This is a genomic window from Bacteroides sp. D20 (assembly GCF_003436255.1).
GTDB lineage: Bacteria > Bacteroidota > Bacteroidia > Bacteroidales > Bacteroidaceae > Bacteroides > Bacteroides uniformis.
In genome coordinates this window covers 98,713-120,662 of sequence record NZ_QSOO01000013.1, presented here as the reverse complement: position 1 = coordinate 120,662, position 21,950 = coordinate 98,713, and the positions used below count along the sequence as shown (strand labels likewise).

Genomic DNA, 21,950 nt, shown 5'->3' with positions numbered 1-21,950 from the left:
CCCATTTAGTCACCTAATTTAATTATGTGAACTAGTTATGAACACTTATTTAAAGAATTAAATTCAGCCTTTTTTGAACGATTATTCTTCCTTTTAATTATAGGATAGGCGTATCTTTGTGACGGCATACCGGTTCTGCTTGTATGCCGTTGCTAATTTTTATAAACTATTTACCATGAAGAAACATTTCATTACCGGACTGCTTGCGACTTTTGCCATTGCCGCAAGCGCACAGTCCTTCACTGAATGGCAAAACCCTGAAGTGAATGCCGTGAACCGTGCTCCGATGCACACCAACTATTTTGCCTATGAGTCGGCAGATGCTGCGGCTCGTGGAGCAAAAGAACATTCTTCCAATTACATGACTCTGAACGGTATCTGGAAATTCTTCTGGGTGAAGAATGCCGATGCCCGTCCCACGGATTTCTGGAAAGTGGGGTTCAACGACAAGGGATGGAGCGATATGGCCGTTCCCGGTATGTGGGAACTGAACGGTTTCGGCGACCCTATCTACGTGAATACCGGATATGCCTGGCGCAATCAGTTCAAGAACAATCCACCGCAGGTGCCAACGGAGAATAACAATGTAGGTTCCTACCGTCGTGAGATTGTAATACCTGCCGACTGGAAGAGTAAGGACATCATGGCTCATTTCGGTTCCGTGACTTCCAATATGTATTTGTGGGTAAACGGCAAGTACGTAGGTTATAGTGAGGACAGCAAACTGGAGGCTGAATTCAACCTGACACCCTACTTGAAGCCGGGACAAAAGAATCTGATAGCCTTTCAGGTATTCCGCTGGTGTGACGGGACGTATCTGGAAGACCAGGACTTCTTCCGTTATAGCGGTGTAGGGCGCGATTGCTACTTGTATGCCCGTGACAAAAAGCGCATTCAGGACATCCGTGTCACTCCCGATTTGGATACTGCTTATAAGAACGGTTCCCTGAAAGTACAGCTTGATGTGAAGGGTGGCGGCAATATCAGTCTTGAACTGCTGGACGCTGCCGGAAAACAGGTGGCTACAGCTGTCGCCAAAGGTAACGCTACTGCCTTGATAAATGTGGAGAATCCTCATAAGTGGACGGCAGAAACGCCCTACTTGTATACCCTGCGTGCCACTTTGCAAGGCAGCAGTGAAGTGATTCCCGTAAAGGTGGGCTTCCGAAAGATAGAGCTGAAAGGAAGTCAGATACTTGTCAACGGCCAGCCCGTTCTCTTCAAGGGAGCCAACCGCCACGAGATGGATCCGGACGGTGGTTACGTCATTTCTCGCGAACGCATGATTCAGGATATTCAGGTGATGAAGCAGTTCAACCTGAATGCCGTGCGCACCTGCCACTATCCCGACAATAATCTCTGGTACGACCTCTGCGACCAATATGGTATTTACGTAGTGGCCGAAGCCAATATCGAATCCCACGGAATGGGTTATGGGGAAGAGACACTTGCCAAACGTGAGGACTATAGGAAAGCACATATGGAGCGTAACCAGCGCAATGTGCAGCGTAGCTTCAATCATCCCAGCATCATTTTCTGGTCTTTGGGCAACGAAGCCGGCTATGGCGCTAATTTCGAAGCTGCCTACGATTGGATAAAGGCTGAAGACCCGAGCCGTGCCGTACAATATGAACAAGCCGGTAAAACAGGCAAGACAGACATCTATTGCCCGATGTATTATGGCTATGACGGATGTAAGAAATACAGTGAGGATGATTCTATGACAAAGCCCCTGATTCAGTGCGAATATGCTCATGCGATGGGAAACTCGCAAGGAGGTTTTAAAGAATATTGGGATTTGGTGCGTAAATATTCCAAATTCCAAGGTGGCTTTATTTGGGATTTTGTTGATCAGTCTGTACGTTGGACAGGAAAAAACGGTAAGATGATTTATGCCTACGGCGGTGACTTTAACCGTTTTGATGCCAGCGACGGTAACTTCTGCGATAACGGTCTTATCAGCCCCGACCGTGTGCCCAATCCCCACATGTATGAGGTAGGCCGTATCTATCAGGACATCTGGACTACTCCGGCCGACTTGAAGAACGGCGAAATCAATGTGTTCAATGAATACTTCTTCCGTGATCTTTCTGCCTATTATATGGAGTGGGAGGTACTGAAAGGCGGTAAGGTGATACGGACCGGTCGTGTGGATAATCTGAATGTAGCTCCCCAACAGACAGCCAAAATCAAGTTGGACTTGGGCAAGACTTGCCAATGCACCGAGTGGTTGCTGAATGTTTCCTATAAGCTGAAGAACCGTGAAGGATTGCTTTCCGCCGGACATGTAGTGGCAAAAGACCAGTTGACGCTCAATCCTTACCAAGCTCCTTCCATGGAATTGAAGAACTGCGAACAGAGCAATATCGAGATGACGGCTCCCCAAGTACAGGATAACGATTGGAACTACCTCATCGTCTCCGGTGATGCTTTCCGTGTAGAAATCAACAAGCACAACGGTTATCTGACTAAGTACGAAGTGAATGGCCGGGATATGATTAAAGACGGCGAGGCTTTAAAACCAAACTTCTGGCGTGCGCCTGTTGACAACGACTACGGTGCCAATCTGCAACGCAAATATATCGCTTGGAAGAATCCGGAAATCAAACTGACCTCTTTCAAACAGCGCACGGAGAACAATCAGGTGATTGTAGAATCTGCTTACGACATGCCGGGTGTTTCAGCTAAGCTGAACCTTGTTTATGTCATCAACAATGCCGGTGCCGTCAAGGTGACCCAGAAGCTGACTGCCGACAAGAATGCCAAAGTATCGAACATGTTCCGTTTCGGTCTGCAGATGCCTATGCCGCGCAGCTTTGAAACCGTTGAATACTATGGACGCGGTCCGGTTGAAAACTATATTGACCGTAATCATTGCGCCGACTTAGGCATTTATCGCCAAAGTGTGGCTGAGCAGTTCTATCCCTACATCCGTCCGCAGGAAAATGGAACAAAGACCGATATTCGTTGGTGGAAGATGTTGGATCAGTCTGGTAATGGCATCAAGATTGTGGCAGCCGCTCCCTTCTCCGCATCTGCCTTGCACTATACCATCGAGTCTTTAGATGAAGGCTGGAGCAAAGAGCAAGGACACTCGCAAGAGGTGGATGAAGCTGATTTGACTAATCTCTGTATCGACAAGGTGCAAGCCGGTCTGGGTTGCGAAGACAGTTGGGGACGTATAGCCCGTCCGGAATATCAGGTTCCTTATGCCGACTATGAATTTACGTTTATCATGATGCCGGTGAAAAATGAGGTAGGAGTGGAATGATGTTTAAGCCTCTTTGAGTATAAAGGTAAAGTTAAAATGCTCCAATATAATATAGAAATCACCCTTGTTGCAAGCATTTGTAGCAGGGGTGATTTCTGTTAGAGGGAGAGTTTTGACACCCTCATTGACGATTTTATCATTTCTGCTTCACGTATTCCGACGGCGTCATTCCGAATTCATTCTTGAAGCATTGCCTGAAGTAGGCTACACTGCTGAACCCCGTCATGTAGGAAATCTCTGATATGGAGTATTTTCCGGAGAGCAGTAGTTTTACCCCGTTCTTCATTTTCACCTTGCGGATGAACTCATTTGCCGACATATCTGCCACTCCTTTGATTTTCCGGTAGAGGGTGGAATGGCTCATGCACATTTGGTCGGCAATGAAAGCAATATCCATTTTTTCCATTTCCAGATTGTCTTCAATGATTTGCGTGATGCGTTGCACGAATTCATTGTCCAGCGGATTCATTGAATCGGCGGTTTCGTCGGCAGGCTCCGAATGAGGGGTGGCAACCGCCAGGCCGGCGGCCAGCTTCTTGCGTGCTTCCAGCAGATTATTGATGCGGCTATGGAGCAGTTTGGCACTGAACGGCTTGGTCAGGTAGGAGTCTGCGCCTGCGGTATAGCCTTCCTCCTTGTCGTGCAGGGAGTCTTTGGCTGTCAGCAGTATAACAGGAATATGGCTGGTCCGGATGTCATCCTTGACTAACCGGCAAAGCTGTATACCGTCCATCACCGGCATCATGATATCACTGACTATAATGTTGGGAATCCGTTCTTGGGCCAACGTCCAGCCTCTGCTGCCGTCTTCAGCCGTCAGTATGTCAAAATCATCGCCGAGAGACTGGCGTATGTATTCGCGTATATCCTGATTATCTTCTACTACAAGCAGTAACGGACGGCTCTCTTCAATTTGTTCTTCCATATTGAAGCTTTCTTCCGACAGATTGTCTTTGGCTTCAGATTCGTTTTGCCCATTTGACGGATGAATGTCGGTATGCAGGGCATTGGGATAAATATTGTCTGTTAACAAACGTAGCCTGAAAGTGGTGCCGACTTCCAGCTGGCTGCTGACGTCGAGAGTAGCTTCGTGCAGGTCGGCCAATCCTTTCACCAAAGCCAGTCCGATACCGGAACCGGAGGCTTGGTATTTGCTGTTGGCTTGATAGTAACGTTCAAAAATATGTGGCAATGCTTCTGGGGAGATTCCGTGTCCGGTGTCGCTGACACTTATTTCTGTATATCTCACGCTGTTTTCTTCTATAGAATTTAAGCTGAGAGTGATGTTGCCTTCCGAGGTGTATTTGGCCGCATTGGAAAGGAGGTTGCTCAAGATTGTAGTCAACATGTCTGCGTCGTAAAAGAGCTGTGTCTCTTCTGTATTGATGCGGACGTGGAAATTGACTTTGGGATTACGGTTCAGCTCTTTATACCGTAATCCTATTTCTTGTACCAGTTCTGAAAGGTCACCTCTTGCTACGGAGAGTTTTCGGTTTTGCGTTTCTGTTTTTCGGAATTCCAATATACCATTAATCAGATTCAACAGACGGGCAGCACTATCATGGATGATACTGATTTTATTGGCATGCTTTGGGGAGAGGCTGTTGTCGCTGAGCAGGTCCTCCAGAGGCCCCAGAATCAGGGTGAGCGGAGTGCGTAACTCGTGGGTGATGTTGGTGTAGAAGCGCAGGCGTTCGTCGTTCAGTTCCTGCTTGTTCTGACTGTTTTTGCGCTCTACTTTAAGGCTGCTTTCCAGGTCCAGTTTCCGTTTATAGAAACTGATAAGAATATATACAAGGGTAGCTGCTATAAAGAAATAGAGTAATTTGGCATACCACGCCAACCAGAAGGGAGGACGGATGATAATGGGAAGTGTGGCAATTTTCTCTTCCCATTCTTGGTTGCGGAACCGGGTTCTCACTTTAAAAATATATTTTCCCGGAGGGATATTCCGGAAAGTTACTTGTTTTTCTCCTTGGGTGTTATACCATACATCTTCCAGCCCTTCCATCATATAGGCAAATTCCACTTGCGAGTTTTGTGTATAGTCCAGTACATTGAACGAAACTTTGAAGGTGTTTTCATTGTATGGCAATGTAATTCTGCCGGAAGCCAGAGGTAGCGGTGTTTCTACATCTTTGCTTTCCGTCTGTTTGCTGTATACAAAGAAACGGGTGATGGTGACGGGCGCTATGATTTGTGCGGCGAAAAGTGATGAAGGGTCAAAATAGCATGTACCATTTTGTGAGCCGAAATACAGTGTACCGTCACTGTCCAATATGGAGGCCCCGTCCATAAAGTCGCCTAAGGGAATGCCGTCACGATAGTCATAATTATAGAACACTTTCCGGCTTTCATTCAGTCGGGAGATGCCGGCGTTGGTACTGACCCAAATATTACCGTCCCGGTCTTCACAGACAGCACGGACTTGCGTGTTTTCCAAGCCTTCGGGATTACCGAAAGTAAGATAATCGTCGGGTGTGCGGGTATCCTGAAAGAGGATGGCACCTTCGCGCGTGGCTACCCATATACGTCCTTGCGAATCGGCTGTCAAAGAATTTACGGCGTTAGAGGGGAACCCGTTGTCTTTCTGTTGGTTTTTCAGGAGTTTTCCTTGCGGACTGAAAATGAAGATTCCTTTGCCGAAAGTCCCTACCCACAATTTGCCTTGTGAGTCACGATGAATACCGTGTATGATAAGGTCCTCTAACTGTTCGTTTATACGTTGTTCACAGACCAGCTTTTCATTGGAAAAGGAGTAGATTCCATTTCGGCTGCCTATCCATAACTTTCCATCCGGTTCTTCATAAAAGCACCGCACATCCGAAGGCTGTGAGTTGTTTTCGTGAATTTGGGTGAATTTTCTTTTTTCCGGTTCATAATAGAATAGCCCTGCTTCCCAGGTTCCTATCCAGATTCTGTTTTTATTGTCCTCATGAATAGCTCTGATGTGTGCATGTGGATGGGAAGTGGAAGTAGGCAATGGTATTACTTGTACTTTTTCTCCTTTCCTATAAAGTGCCAGCTCGCTTTCTCCGCCCATCCACAACTGTCTGTTGTGGTCCATACAGAGGCTCCACACTTGTTTGTAGCGGGTTCTCCCTTGTTTTTCCGTTGTATAGCGCAGGGTACTGAAAATGTTTGGTTCATAGCTGATGAAGTCCAGTCCGTCACGGTAATTGCCTATCCAGATGTTACCGAAAGAGTCTTGTAGCATGCGTCGCACATAGGGGCCGGTCAGTCCGTATTCGTCATTTGTGGCGGTGATATTTCGGAAGCGGATATTGCGGGCATCCGTGAAAGTGTTGCTTTGCATATTCAGTATGCTGATGCCTCCCATGCTGGTGCCAAACCAAAGGTCGCCGTTTTTCATCTGCTTGATGTCCATCACTGTTCCGGGGAGCAGGGAGTATTCATCTTCTTTTTTATGCTTGAATACGGTGAACTGTTGGGTATCCGGATGAAAGAGGGCCGCTCCTTTGTTGGTTCCTACCCATATATTTTTGTTGTGGTCGATACAGATGGAATAAACTTCATCACCAGGAATACTGTTAGGATTGTGTGGGTCGTGCCGATAGTTGCGGGCAGTCATCTTCTTGAGGTCGATGATACTGAGTCCGTTGAGTACATGTCCTACATAAAGATTTCCTTGGGCATCGTCTTTGGCAGTCCAATATCTTCCCGGCAGTCCCTTTACAGTATTTATATTGTAATTGGTAAATACATTTTTCTGGCTGTCATAGTGCTGGATGCCCAGATGGTAGTGGGTAATCCAGATTCCACCGTCCGATGCTTGTGCCAGATAAGGAATGTCGTTGCTGGCAAGTGGGCTTTCTCCAACCTTCAGGCAAGAGATATTCTCTGTAGCATAGTCAAAACAGCATAGGCCATCGCGTTGTGTGCCTATCCATATCCTGTCATTTTTAGAATCGGCAAGCACTGCATTCAGCTCATTGCTGCTCAGTCCAGAGTTGTTTTTATTGTAAACAATGAATTGCTGCCCGTCAAAACGGTTCAGTCCTGATTCTGTAGCTATCCAGATATAGCCCTTCCGGTCTTGTGCCAGGCTGACTACATAATTATTGGAAAGTCCGTCGTCTACCCCCAAATGCGAGATGCGGTAGGGTTGTGCTGATGTATTGGCTGTTATGGCCAGCAGGACTAAAAAATAAATTGCAGAGATAATGCCGGTGTGTTTCATGGTGCGGTTTATTTTGTCTGCACAAAAATAGCACATTTCTTTGAATGATGTTCTTGCAGAGGCGAGTAGAAATTCTGCATTCTACCACTAAAAATTCGTCACTAAAAGGTAAATAAATGGTCAAATATACACTTATTCCTTTCTGTGAACGATTTTCTATCCTTCTTGCCTAGTTTTTATTCTCCTCCATATTATAATATTTTTTAAGTTTGCATTGAAAAGAGAAAACAACTATTAAATCTTTAATGCATATGAAAACATAGAATTAACCTTCGTTTAGAGAAATGGGAGACGAAAAGTTAACCTTTATTCTATATATGTAGGAAATGGAAAGAGAGAAATTATCAATTACCTTACTTATCTAATAACAAAGAAAACGATGAATCTTAATTCGTTCAAAAGAAATCGCAAGGCACTTACAGCCTTATTGATCTGCACCGGTTTCATTGCAGCACATCCTTTGGCAGCATTTGCTGAAGAAAATGTCCCTGCTGTGCAGATGGTCCAACAACAGAAACAATCCGTTTCGGGTGTAGTGAAAGATTCCACGGGTGAACCGGTTATCGGTGCCAATATCCGTGAAAAAGGCAATCCCAGTAATGGTACTATTACCGATATTGACGGTAATTTCAGTATCAAAGTGAATCCGGATGCGACATTGGAAATCTCTTTTATCGGTTATAAAACGGTAGAAGTAAAGGCCGTCGCAGGCAAGCCACTGAATGTAATCTTAAAAGATGACAGTGAGATGCTGGAAGAAGTGGTGGTAGTGGGTTACGGAACAATGCGTAAGAAAGACCTTACGGGGTCTGTTGTGCAGATTCGTCCCGACAAGCTTGCCAATGAAGCTCCCAAGACTGTACAGGATGTATTACGCGGTACTCCAGGACTAAATATCGGTTACAATGCCGATGCAAAGGGAGGCGGTACGATGATGGTACGTGGACAGCGTTCTGTTTATGTGACTGATAAGAATAATCCTGCCAATGATACGCACAATACACCGTTGATTATCCTTGACGGTATGCAATTCTATGGCGAGCTTTCAGAAATCAATCCGGAGGATATCGGTCAGATAGACGTGTTGAAAGATGCTTCGGCTGCTGCTATCTATGGTGCGAAGGGTGCCAATGGTGTTATTGTAGTGACTACCAAGAAGGGTAAGATGGGCAAGCCGACAATTAATGTCAGTGCAACACTTGGTATCAATACTAAGAGCGCTTACCGTGATGTATTCAACGCTTCTGAGTATATGCAATACCGCGAGGATTGGTATAAAGTCGGTACATACGGCGTGAATCCGGCAACCGGCAAGTACGAAGCTTACCAGACTGGCCAGACTAATCCGGGTTATTACGATCATCCGGACAATTTGGGGCGATATGGAGTTACGCAGGAGCAGTGGATGGCATATAGCAAGAATGAGTCAGGAGAATCGGCATTAAGTATTTATGCCAAGCGCTTGGGCTTGGAGGATGCTGTGCTGCGAAACTTCTTGACTGGAAAAACTCACGACTGGTATGACCAGACTTTCCGTACCGGTATCAATCAGGACTACAATGCCAGTGTATCCGGTGCCAGTGAACGTATGAGCTACTACATGTCTTTCGGTTATCAGAAGAATGAAGGTGCTGTTAAGGGTAATGATTATAGTGCCATGCGTGCCAACCTGAAGGTGTCTGGTAAAGTGACTGACTGGTTGGAAATCGGTGCCAATGTGAATTTCCAGGACCGTACGGACGGTGATATTGCCGTCAGTCTGGGAACCAATTACTGGGATGCCAATATGCTGCGCAACAGTCCGTATTCTGACTATACTAATGAAGATGGCAGTTTGGCACAGTATCCGATGGGCAGCACGGTGAAGCGCGGCTATAATTATGAATTCGACCGCCAGTACCTTGATTTGGATAAAGGCTATACGGTATTGAATACTATATTCAATGCTAAAGTAAAGTTACCGTTTAACATTACTTATGACTTTAATATAGCTCCGCGATATGAGTTTTTCCACAATTACTACTTTATGTCGGCCGAATTGCCGGACAGCAGTCCTACAAGCCGCGGTGTAGACCGTGAAAGCAGCAAGCGTTTTGATTATTCCTTGAATAACACGATTACCTGGGATCATACTTTTGCCGAAAAGCACCATGTGATATTGACATTGGTACAAGAGGCCGAAGAACGTCGTTACTGGAATGACAAGATAGAAGCCCGCAATATCCTGCCTTCGGATGCACTGGGTTTCCATAATACCCAAAACGGAACCAAGGACAACAGTAATTTCAAGACAAACGATACGCATGAAACGGCTGCCGCTTATCTGGGACGTTTGTTCTACTCGTACGATGACCGCTATATGTTCACCGGTACTGTTCGCCGCGATGGTTATTGTGCTTTTGGTGCCAACAATCCGTGGGCTACTTTCCCGTCACTTTCTGTAGCGTGGTCATTTGCTAATGAAAAGTTCTTCAAATGGGAACCTATGAGTACCGGTAAGTTGCGCGTATCTTGGGGTAAGAATGGTAACCGCCAGTTGAAAGACCCTTATCTTGCTTTGGCAAATTTGGCTTCGGGTACCGGAGGTACCATGGGATACTTTACCGGTTCAGACTATGTAGATATGAAATACCTCAGTGTAGACCGTTTGTCCAATGCCAACCTGCAATGGGAAAAGACTTCCTCCTGGAACTTCGGACTTGATTTCGGTTTCTTGAACGATCGCATCAGTGGTAGTTTGGAAGCCTACTTTATGAAGACCAATGACATGATTATGAGCCAGCGTCTTCCTGGTTTCTGCGGATTCGGTGAGATAACCACCAACTTGGGTGAAGTGCAGAACAATGGTTTTGAATTCTCTCTGAACACTGTCAATATCAGTAACAGTGACTTTGAATGGCGTACCACTTTTGGCTTTGCTTATAATAAGAATCAAATCAAGCATCTCTATTATGAGTATGAGGATGTGTTGGATGAGAATGGTAATGTGGTCGGTCGTAAAGAGCAGGATGATACCAGTAACAAATGGTTTATCGGCAAGCCTATCGGTGAGATATGGGATTATAAGGTAACGGGTATCTGGCAGACGGATGAAGTGGAAGAAGCTGCCAAGGTAGGTCAGAAACCGGGTGATCCGAAGGTCGAGAACTATTACACAGCTGATGATAAAATCAATGCTGACGGTAGCCGCACTCCGGTTTACAATGATAACGACAAGCAGTTCTTGGGTACTACGAATGCTCCTGTCCGTTGGTCTTTGCGTAATGAATTCACTATTCTGAAGAATATAGATTTCTCTTTCAACCTTTATTCTTATATGGGGCATAAGAGCCTTGAAGGTTACTATCTTAACAATGATAATGGAGGTTCTTTGATGACATATGGCTTCAATACTTTCAAGAAGGATTATTGGACGCCTGAAAACCCGAGCAATACCTATGCACGCCTTGAGGCGCAGGGCCCCGATGGTGCGACCGGTGCACAACGTCTCCATAACCGTAATTTCATTCGTCTGGATAATATTTCTTTGGCTTATACGTTGCCTCAAAAACTGACGAAGAAATGGCAGATTGACCGTGTAAAGCTTTATACTACCGTACGTAATGTAGCCACTTGGGCTGCCGATTGGGAATATGCCGACCCTGAAACCGGTGGTTTGGCTACCCGTACCTATACATTCGGATTAAATTTAACCTTCTAAAAACTAGAAACAATGAAAAATAATATCAAAAATAAGCTTTCTAAAGGTTTTCTGATTCTTATGGGAGCAGCATTTCTGTCAAGCTGTACAGATGATTTCTTGAAACCTGACCCCTTGTCTTTCTATGAACCGGAAACAACATTTACAACAGAATCCGGTTTGAAGTCCGTACTTGCCATGTGCGACCGCCATCTGCGTTTGTACTGGACCAACTATGAGGCCAATAATATACGTGTACCTATTGGTACTGAATATCTGTTCTCGGATGTAGCCATTTACGGTAAGACGGATAATGTGGGTGGAGCCTATGGAACCTGGGCTACCCGGTTGACACCGACAAGTGGCATAGCCAATGGTGACGACAACCAAATTAAATATTTCTGGGACCAGCATTATTCCGGTATCAAATATGCCAATACAATTTTGAGCTACATTGATGCAGTAGAAGGGTTGGGTGAAGAGAAGAAAAACGAGTATAAAGGTCGTGCTTATTTTCACCGTGCCTATCGTTATCTGGCCCTCGTATTTCAATTTGGAGATGTACCTTTGGTGACGAAGATTCTGGAAGGTCCAAAACGTAACTATAAATCCACCAAGAAGGAAGCTATTCTGGAAATGATTACTCAGGATATGGAGAAAGCGGTAGAATGGGTACCCGAACAAGCTCAGACCGAATATATTGGTATGGTGAATAAGGGAGCTTGCCGTCAGTTGCTTATTAAATGTTATTTGGCTACCGGACGTTTTGCTGAAGCTGAAGCCCAAGCTGATATCCTCATCAATCAGTCGGGTTATTCTTTAATGCAAGAGACTTTCGGCACTTTTAATGATGGTGGGGAACCGGAAACTTGGAAAATCACAGACAATGTGATTTGGGATTTACACCGTCCTGAAAACAAACTGATTGCAGCTAATAAAGAGGTGATAATGGGTATGCCCAACAATACGGCAGATTCTCATACAGACTTTTTGACTATGCGTATCTTTGGTCCGATGTGGAGTGATAATGGATATCTGTTGGCTCCGGACGGAAAGGCAGGGGCTGTGAATTATGCACGCAATCATGCGAATTATGACAAGAGTCTTGACTTTTTACGTGCTTTTGGCCGTGGTATTGCTACTGTCAGCGGTGCTACCGATTTCCAGCAACATGGAATGTGGGTGGTGAATGGTGTAGAAGATACACAAGACTTGCGCCACAACCATGAAGTGGGCAACTGGGTACGTATGGAAGACCTGAAATACAATAATCCTGAGTCTGAATATTATGGTAAGAACTTACAGCTCTATGATGACCAGGGTAAAATACTCTGTACAAACTTGATTCGTGACTGGTTTGATTTCCCGCATTACAAGATCTTCTTGGATGACGCAACAGCTGAAGCCAATCAGGGAGCTAATCAATTTAATGGTGCCACTACCGGAAGTAATGCAAACTGGTATCTCTACCGTTTGGCAGAAACTTACCTGCTGCGTGCAGAGGCTAAATTATATCAAGGTAAAGATGCTACGTCGGATGTAAACGAAGTGCGTAGACGTGCCAAGTGTTCACAATTTTACACTTCTGTAAATATTGGTGATATAGCCAATGAACGTGCTCGCGAATTGTATCTTGAAGAATGGCGTGCTATGGAGCTGAAGCGTATTTCGTATTGTCTTGCACTGAGTGGGAAACCCGATGAATGGGGGAACACGTACAGTAAGGATAATTGGGATAAGCAGTCGGGTACCGATGCAACCGGTGGTAGTTACTGGTATCAGCGTTTGACACGTTATTCTGTTTACAATCAGAATCCTGACGGTATTACGTCCGGTCCTAACACATTGTATTTCACTTTGGATAAGCGTAATGTATACTGGCCAATTCCTAACGATGCCATTACCGCCAATAACAAGGCCCAATTGGCACAGAATTATGGTTATGACGGTTATGATGCCAATATCCAGATGTGGGATAACTGGGAAGATGCAGTAGCTGATGAGGATATCACGGAATAAATAATTCTTATAATAAATCACTCGTTTTCAATAGGTACTATTGTAGGGAGCCCACTCTTTGGCCGGAAAGGGTGGGCTCTTTTCCTTTTTAATTTTAATGACCATGAAAAAACTGAATCATTTTATTTTTATTGCATGCAGTATATTTTGTATGGGTATTCTTGACGCTTGTAGTAATGACGCCGAAACTCCTACCTCAATTGATATTCAAGATATTTGTGGAGTTTATACTCCGCAACAAGTAAAAATGACCTTTAATGGTGAAGATATGCCTGCTTTGGGGAATGCCTCCTTGACAATGGAATCTTTGGACAATCATTCTAAAGATGAGATGGAGGGAGATTATAAAATACTGTTGGCGCTGCCTCCACTTTGGCCGAATTTGGCTACAGTGAGTACGTCGCCGGTATTCGATAATGTTACTTTAGAGGTTGAGGCATCCGCTTCACCGGAGGAGGTTGTATTGGAAGGGATGTCCAAGCAGCCTGAACATGAACTCGTTGTGAAAGGAGTTTATAAAGAGGGTATATTGAATTTGGATTTGACCTATTCTATTACTTCCTCAATGCTGGTAGGAAAGAAGTTTCTTTTTGAGTTCGGCAGGCAATCATTGGATTTTGGCTTTTTGAATCCTTCTTTATCATCGATAGAATGGAAGGGAAGCCAGATACCGGTGGAAGAATTTGTAAGCGATGCCATTACTCCTGTATTAGATGCCATCGGCAGACGTCTGGGCGGTTTCCTTTGTGCGGAGCTTGTTCCGGAAGCTTCCGTACATCTGAGTATAAAGCCGGAGGGAGCGGGTGACGTCATCACAGTGCCGGGAAAGCATGGCCTTTGTAACCCGAATAATGGTTTTGCTTATTTTGTGACAGACCAGGACGGTGTATCGTGCTTGACTGAAAAGATAATGGGAAGTTCATTCTTTAAGTATAATCTCTTCTTTTCTTCCATCAATGACTATTTCTATTTCGTACCTGTCTTTTATTTGAAGGATGTTCAGGACGAGCTGAAACTGGCCTTTGATACTCCGGTCAATTCTTACTTTTATGGCTTGCTGTTTGAGTGGTTGGAAAATGTGGGAATGACGGAACTTTCTTCAGAGGAAATGGAAAAGGCATATAAACTGGCTCACTTACTTCAAGATAAAACGATAAGATATATCCGATTGACGGGAACAGCCATTGAATAAACTTGTATAATAGTCCTTTTTTGTATGAAGACAGTTAAATTTCTTTTTGTTTTACTTTTTATCCTGAGCACTCCGTTGCAGCTTTTCGGTCGAGTTACGGAGTCTGCTGAAAACTTGCTGCGCATCATTCACAAAGTGAACCGTCACTGGCAGGAAAACAACTCTCCGCAAGTACGTTCTTTTTGGGACAATGCTGCCTATCACACGGGCAATATGGAGGTCTATGAATTGACCGGTAACACCGCTTATCTGAAATATTCCACCGATTGGGCGGAATACAACCATTGGAAAGGAGCCGCTTCGGACAATAAGGCGGAGTGGAGATACGGTTATGGCGAGACTCCGCAGTATGTGCTCTTCGGCGATTGGCAATGTTGTTTCCAGACCTATGCCGATTTGTATGGCATCCGGGGTGATGACCGGAGGATAGCCCGTGCCCGTGAAGTGTTGGAGTATCAGATGGGGACTGATAAAAATGACTACTGGTGGTGGGCTGACGGGCTTTATATGGTGATGCCCGTGATGACCAAACTGTATAGAATCACGAAAAATCCTCTTTATCTGGAAAAGTTGTACGAATACTTTTCGTATGCAGACAGTGTGATGTACGACCCGGAAGCAGGGTTGTACTACCGTGACGGCAGCTTTGTCTATCCCAGGCATTCCATCCTCGGCGGCAAGAAGGACTTTTGGGCGCGTGGTGACGGCTGGGTACTTGCCGCTTTTGCCAAGGTGTTGCAGGATTTGCCGGAAACCGACAAACATCGCCAGCTTTATATCGACAGGTATCTTGCGATGGCGGGAGCTTTGGCCAAATGCCAGCATCCCGATGGATACTGGACCCGTAGCCTGCTCCAGCATGATTTTGCTCCGGGACCGGAAACAAGCGGTACGGCTTTCTTCGCTTATGGATTGCAATGGGGTATCAATAACGGCCTGCTCGACGGTGTAGTTTATCAACCGGTGGTAGACAAGGCTTGGAAGTACCTGTCCACCGTAGCCTTACAACCCGATGGCAGTGTAGGATATGTGCAGCCCATCGGTGGAAGTGCCATTCCCGACCAGGTGCTGAGTGTAGGTTCTACGGCAAATTTCGGGGTAGGCGCCTTTCTGTTGGCCGCTTGCGAGAGATACCGTTATCTCCGGCGAGAGAGTTGGAAGGATATGGATGGAAATTACATCAATGCCCACGGAGGTGGCATATTGCCTTACAATGGTAAATATTACTGGTTTGGCGAACACCGCCCGGCAAAAGGCTTTTCCACACAAGTCGGGATAACCTGCTATTCATCCGACGATTTGGCAAACTGGAAGTACGAAGGGGTAGCTCTGGCTGTGTCCGAGGAAGAGGGTTCGGACATAGAACGTGGATGTATAATGGAGCGTCCTAAAGTGATATACAACGGAAAAACGGGTAAGTTTGTCTTATGGTTCCATCTGGAACTGAAAGGTAGGGGATATGGACCTGCGCGTGCTGCAGTTGCCGTCAGTGACCGTCCCGAAGGGCCTTACCGTTTCGTCTCTTCCGGTCGTGTCTGTCCGGGCAGATGGCCCATAAATATGACGGAAGAGGAACAGAACGCCACTTGGGAGGATGAAAAATATCGGAAATGGTGGACACCGGTATGGCATGAGGCCATAGAGAAGGGGATGTTTGTGAAACGCGACCGGCAAGGCGGGCAGATGTCACGTGACATGACTCTGTTTACAGACGATGACGGCAAGGCCTATCATATCTATTCTTCGGAGGACAATCTGACTTTGCAGATAGCCGAACTGACGGAGGACTACCTTTCCCATTCGGGACGCTACATCCGCATCTTCCCTGCCGGACACAACGAGGCGCCGGCCATCTTCAAGAAAGACGGCACTTATTGGATGATAACCTCCGGCTGTACCGGTTGGGCACCCAATGCAGCGCGTCTGTTCTCGGCTCCTTCCATCTGGGGACCGTGGACACAGCATCCCAACCCTTGTCGGGGTGAGGGAAGTGATAGGACTTTCGGCGGTCAAAGCACTTACGTATTGCAGCTTCCCGGTAACCGCTACCTTTTCATGGCCGATATTTGGCGGCCCAAGAGCCTGATGTATTCGGAATATCTTTGGATTCCGGTCCGGTTTGATGAAGAGGGGATGCCTTATCTTACCCTTTCCGGCAAATGCAATCCGTCAGATGGTCGTTGATAAACCCCGAAGCTTGCAGATGGGCATAGCAAATGGTAGAGCCGAAGAACTTGAATCCCCGTTTTTTCATGTCTTTGCTCATGGCATCTGATTCGGGAGATGATACCGGAATCTCACTCAATGACTGGAAGTGGTTGATAATCGGTGTCTGGTCGGGGAAGAAGGATAACGTGTAGTTATAAAAGCTGCCGAATTCTTTCTGTATGGCAAGAAACTGCCTTGCATTGGTGATGGTCGATTTGATTTTCAGACGGTTTTTCACGATGCCGTCAAAGTGCATCAGCCGTTCCACGTCTTCGTCGGTCATTTGCGCCACTTGCGTAGCATCGAAATTGCAAAAGGCTTTGCGGTAGCCTTCCCGCTTTTTGAGGATGGTTATCCAGCTCAGTCCCGCCTGAGCACTTTCCAATACAAGAAACTCGAATAGTGTCTTGTCGTCTGTTACCGTTTTTCCCCACTCTTCATCGTGGTATTTCACATACAGCTCGTCGGTTCCGCACCAGCCGCAACGTCCGTTTGTTATGTCTTGCATAAGCGTAATTAATATATGTAATGAAGTGCTAAGATATTGTTTTCATTGCGAACAAACAAATCTATCCATTCAGAATGGACAGTTCTCATATTCTTTCTTACTTTTGCAAAAAGGTAACGGGTGGTTTGAACGCCTGAAAAACAAGAAAATTAATAATAAAGAATGGAAAAGACTTGGAGATGGTTTAGCAAGAAAGACAAGATAACCCTTGCCATGTTGCAACAGATAGGAGTGGAAGGCGTTGTCACTGCCTTGCATGAAGTTCCCAACGGTGAAATATGGACGTTGGAAGCCATTGAAGATTTGAGGGATTATATTGAATCCTTCGGATTGCGCTGGTCTGTAGTAGAAAGTCTGCCGGTGTGCGAGGCTGTCAAATATGCGGGGAGTGAGCGTGACCGATTGATAGAGAACTACAAGATAAGCCTTGCCAATCTCGGCAAGGCAGGCATCCGGACGGTATGCTACAACTTCATGCCGGTGATTGACTGGATTCGCACGGACTTACAACATCCCTGGGAAGACGGGACATCTTCTCTTTATTTCGACAGAATCCGTTTTGCCTACTTCGACCTGAAGATATTGGAACGGGAGAATGCGGAAGCCGATTATTCTCCGGAAGAGCTGGACAAGGTGGCAGAACTGGATAAGGTGATTACGGAGTCTGAAAAGGCAGAGCTGGTAGATACGATTATCGTAAAGACACAAGGATTCGTAAATGGCAACATCAAGGAAGGTGACAAGGAGCCGGTAACCCTGTTCAAACGTTTGCTGGCGCTATACAAAGGGATAGACCGGGAGGCTCTGCGCGAGAATATGCGTTATTTCTTGTCTGCCATCATGCCGGTATGCGAGGAATATGGGGTGAATATGTGTGTACACCCCGATGACCCTCCTTTTCAGGTATTGGGGTTGCCGCGCATTGTGACAGACGAGGCAGATATTGCCTGGATACTGAGTGCAGTGGACAATCCCCATAATGGCCTGACTTTTTGCGCCGGTTCATTGAGTGCGGGTGAACAGAATGATACCCGTGAACTGGCAAGGAAGTTTGCCAGGCGTACCCACTTTGTGCATTTGCGCAGTACGAAGGCAATACCGGGTGGAAACTTTATCGAAAGTTCCCATCTGGAGGGAAGGGGACACCTCATTGATTTGATTCGTATCTTTGAGAAAGAAAATCCGGGATTGCCGATGCGTGTGGACCACGGTCGCATGATGTTGGGCGACGAGGATAAAGGGTACAATGCAGGTTATTCTTTTCATGGCCGTATGCTGGCATTGGCTCAAGTGGAGGGAATGCTGGCTGTGGTAGACGATGAATTGTACGGAAAATCTGTTTGATTGATTTTAAGTTAGGCACGGATTACGCGAAAAATCATGGATATTCTTCATTTATTATCCATGATTTTTCATGTAATCCGTGTCTAAAGAATCTATTAGTGTTGTAAATCCGGCCTAATAGTTGAAAGCCTTGGATTTTACGTAAACCTTGAAGTCTTTGATTCCACCCGGTACCTCGCTTTCCATTCTGGGTAGATATTGTATGCCGGTCAGGGTGCGGGTACTACCCAAGTCAATCACGACAGAATGCGGGTATGGAGTGTCTTTTGTTGTGCTCCAATAGGTTGATTCCTGGAGGTCGAAGATTTTGTCCGCAGAACAGTTGACGTGGGATACGTCTTCGCTGTCGGCATAATTGACAATCCAGGGTTCGCGTGACAGACGTTCCCCATTCTCATCCAGCAGATACATTTCGGCAATGCAAGCCAGGTCTTTTCCATCTTGTGCACTCAAGGCTTCCAGGCAGACATAACGTCCGGTGACGGGTTGGTCGAATTTGCGTTCCTGCCAACCGTTGCCGGGATTGAAGCTGCCGGAGAGGACGGGCTGCTCACCGGACAAGTCGAGATTTTCACCCTCATTGCGGTGCGTCAGCGGTTTGGTGACGAGCAACTGGTCCAGCAATGGCTCGCTCAGTCCTTCGGACTTAACTTCTTTGGGACCGATGATGTCGAAGACAATCACTTCATTCTCACCTTTCTTCAACCAGCATCCCGGGATGTAGAGGGTCTGTTGCGGGCCGATTTCCCAAATGCGTCCCATGGCGTGCCCGTTGACGTAGACAAGTCCCTTGCCCCAAGTCTCGAAGTTTAGGAATGTGTCGCTGGGCTTGTTCACCTTAAAGGTGGCACGGTAGCAACCCGGAATGCGTTGTCCTAACTCATCTTTCAGTGAGCCGATGGGCTGGAACTTCATGTTCTTATAGAAATCGTATGTATCTTCGAGATTATAGACTTCCCAATCCTTCAGGTTGCAGGTGAAAGGACGGTCGTCGATGTCTACGGTAAGTTCTACGCTTTGGGTGATACCCTTGAAGTCCTTGATGGCACGTCCAAAGTTGATGCGGCCCATGGCTTCTACCAGAATGTCGAGGCGTGCACCTTTGGGGCAGGCGGGGAATTCCAGTTGCTTTTCACCGTTGCGGCGGTCCAGTTTGCCGATGTATTTGCCATCCAGGAAAACTTGGGCATAATCGTGCGCATCGTTCACAGTGAGCAGGGACGGGGTTTTCATCTCGGGCAGTGTGGTGCGGTAGAGAATACTTCCGAATCCCTGGTTATATTCCTCCATGGTACGGATATTGCGGTCTTTCTTGGCAGCAGGAAGATTGTCGAACAAAGGAGCCATCTCTGTAAATTGGAAAGACGGAATACGGATGGGCTTGATTAAAGCGGGAACTTTAGCCTGCTTCTCGCCGTTCATGTATTTGGACAATGCTTTTCGCAATTCCCAGTATTTGGGAGTGGTCTGTCCCGATTCGCTGATGGGGGCGTCGTAGTCGTAAGAGGTTACGTCAGGGGCGAATCCGGGTGAGTTGGCTCCTGCCCAGTGTCCCCAGTTGGTCCCTCCGTGGGTCATGTAGAGGCTGAAGGAGATGCCTTTGGACAACATCTCGTCAATGCCGGCAATCATGTCGGCAGCCGGACGGGTTTCGTGGTTGGCTCCCCACTTGTCGAACCAGCCGCTCCAGAATTCGGAGCACATCAGCGGGCTATCAGGACGGAGTTTCTTCAGCGGTGCAAACTGTTGGTCGATGTTGGCTCCTGTACCGAAGTTCATGGTCCATACCAGGTCGTGGAGTCCGTTCTTGGTGAAGTTGGACGCCCAGTCGCATTGGAACAGTGCTACGCCGGGGTAGTTGGCGCGTACGATGTCGCGGATTTGCGATACGTAGCCTTTGTCTTCCCCGTAGGAGCCGTATTCGTTCTCTACTTGTACCATGATGATGGGACCTCCGTTCTGTATGGTCATACCAGCTACCTGCTCGGCAACGGCTTTTTCGAAGATACCTACACGCTCCATAAAGTAGGGGTCGGATTCGCGCAGGCGGATATCTTTTTTCTTGAGTAACCACCAGGGCAGTCCGCCCATTTCCCATTCGGCACAGACATACGGTCCCGGGCGCAGGATGACATACATGTCGTTCTGCTGGCATAGGCGGCAGAATTCCGCCAGGTCATTCTGTCCGGTGAAGTCGAACACTCCCGGCTGAGACTCGTGGGAGTTCCAGAATACATAAAGGCAGATGGTGTTCATGCCCAGTGCCTTGCATAGCTTGATGCGTTGGTCCCAATAGGCTTTGGGGATACGTGGATAGTGCAGCTCTGCGGCTTTGATGACAAACGGCTTGCCATTCAATAGGAATGTTCCTTTGCCGGCAGAGAAGTCGCCTTGTCCTTCCCATTGGGTACGCGGGTCCCAGCTGTCGCGCCAGGGTATCGCGATTGTGCCGTCCTTGCCGAATTCAAGCGGGAGCCATACGTAGCGTGAGTCCTCAAGGTTTTTCTTTTTCCAGCGGTCGAACATGGCAATGTAGGCATTTCCTTTTCCGTATACTTGCTGCACGTAAGTGCTTTGTGCATAGAAGGTCTTATCTGCATCAGGACCGGTACACGGATTGCCGATGGTAGTCCATTGCCCCATGATGGAGTCGGCCACAGCCAGTTCGGCAACATTGGGATCCCAGCCGGTACAACCGGAAGAGAGCATATAGTACTTGCCGTTATACTTGAATACGGCGGGTGCTTCGCGGCTTTGCTTCACGAAATTGCGTGTATAGCGACCAGTGGGCTTCAGGTAGTCATCCGTTAGCTCGCTTATATATAAGGTAGCGTTGTTTTCCGAAGAGTAGAACTGATATGCCTTGCCGTTATCATCAACGAACACTGTTTGGTCGCGGCTCATCGCACCGTTGGGACGGAAGCTGCCTACATAGGTGAATGTCCCGGTAGGAGAATCGCTGACCGCTACGCCGGCACATGCCTTACTGTAGTCGGCGCTTTCCACATGCGCCCACATGACGAATTTCTTTGTCTTTTCGTTGTAAATCACTTTGGGACGTTCCAACACCTTGCTGGGGTGCAGGTCGTGTTTCTCGTCGTCTTTCACGGCAGGAAGTACGATACCCTCGAACTTCCAGTTCAGCAGGTCTTTCGAAGAGTAGCAGCTGACACCGGTTACGTCGGTGCGGTAGCATTCCCACGTAGCCCATTCGGGCAGGATGGTTCCCCCTTTTTTGTATTCGCCATACCAATAGTAGGTCCCTTCGTGGTAAAGAAGGCCGCCGCCATGGGCGTTGATGGGATTGCCGTCGGTGTCTTTCCATACTTCCCCGGGTATGATTGCGGCATTTTTCGTTTGTGCTTTTGTTTTTGCAGATGGCAGGCAGCAAAGGCAGGCCAGCAATGCAAAACTCCAAATAATTTTCCTTTTCATTTAAGAATTCGGTATTAGATAATTAATAAATCGTTTATGTTTTGGGCAAAGATATGCGAAAGTTGAGAAATGGAGGGTATGTAAATGTGTCAA

The 21,950-nt window shown here is 46.7% G+C and carries 9 protein-coding genes; 6 read left to right on the top strand and 3 right to left on the bottom strand.

What is annotated here, in order from left to right:
* Positions 1–175 precede the first annotated feature (175 nt).
* The gene (locus tag DXD78_RS14145) at positions 176–3,271 is read left to right on the top strand and encodes a glycoside hydrolase family 2 TIM barrel-domain containing protein (protein WP_009037917.1); all 3,096 of its coding nucleotides are present in this window, start codon (positions 176–178) and stop codon (positions 3,269–3,271) included.
* A gap of 136 nt (positions 3,272–3,407) precedes the next feature.
* Here the strand turns inward: DXD78_RS14145 and DXD78_RS14140 are convergent, their stop codons facing one another.
* Positions 3,408–7,472, bottom strand: a complete 4,065-nt coding sequence (locus DXD78_RS14140; protein ID WP_009037918.1) for a two-component regulator propeller domain-containing protein — start codon at positions 7,470–7,472, stop codon at positions 3,408–3,410.
* Between the two features lie 379 nt (positions 7,473–7,851).
* Here DXD78_RS14140 and DXD78_RS14135 point away from each other — a divergent pair, with 379 nt between their 5' ends.
* The 4 genes from DXD78_RS14135 to DXD78_RS14120 all read left to right on the top strand — a co-directional run bounded on the left by DXD78_RS14135 (position 7,852) and on the right by DXD78_RS14120 (position 16,546).
* The gene (locus DXD78_RS14135; protein WP_009037919.1) at positions 7,852–11,172 is read left to right on the top strand and encodes a TonB-dependent receptor; all 3,321 of its coding nucleotides are present in this window, start codon (positions 7,852–7,854) and stop codon (positions 11,170–11,172) included.
* Positions 11,173–11,184: 12 nt separating this feature from the next.
* The gene (locus DXD78_RS14130) at positions 11,185–13,170 is read left to right on the top strand and encodes a RagB/SusD family nutrient uptake outer membrane protein (RefSeq protein ID WP_009037920.1); all 1,986 of its coding nucleotides are present in this window, start codon (positions 11,185–11,187) and stop codon (positions 13,168–13,170) included.
* A 103-nt stretch (positions 13,171–13,273) separates the two neighbouring features.
* Entirely contained in the window at positions 13,274–14,362 is a 1,089-nt protein-coding gene (locus DXD78_RS14125) for a hypothetical protein (RefSeq protein ID WP_009037921.1), read from the top strand.
* Positions 14,363–14,386: 24 nt separating this feature from the next.
* Positions 14,387–16,546 (top strand): glycoside hydrolase family 88 protein, encoded by a 2,160-nt coding sequence (locus tag DXD78_RS14120; RefSeq protein ID WP_083790053.1) that lies wholly within the window; start codon positions 14,387–14,389, stop codon positions 16,544–16,546.
* On the opposite strand, the gene DXD78_RS14115 is transcribed toward DXD78_RS14120, so the two are convergent.
* Positions 16,506–17,078, bottom strand: a complete 573-nt coding sequence (locus DXD78_RS14115) for a DNA-3-methyladenine glycosylase I (RefSeq protein WP_009037923.1) — start codon at positions 17,076–17,078, stop codon at positions 16,506–16,508. The genes DXD78_RS14120 and DXD78_RS14115 overlap by 41 nt on opposite strands.
* 162 nt (positions 17,079–17,240) lie before the next feature.
* On the opposite strand from DXD78_RS14115, the gene uxuA reads away from it, so the two are divergent.
* Positions 17,241–18,422, top strand: a complete 1,182-nt coding sequence (uxuA, locus tag DXD78_RS14110) for a mannonate dehydratase (protein ID WP_009037924.1) — start codon at positions 17,241–17,243, stop codon at positions 18,420–18,422.
* A 114-nt stretch (positions 18,423–18,536) separates the two neighbouring features.
* Here the strand turns inward: uxuA and DXD78_RS14105 are convergent, their stop codons facing one another.
* Positions 18,537–21,857, bottom strand: coding sequence for a beta-galactosidase (locus tag DXD78_RS14105; protein WP_009037925.1), 3,321 nt, complete (start codon positions 21,855–21,857; stop codon positions 18,537–18,539).
* Positions 21,858–21,950 lie beyond the last annotated feature (93 nt).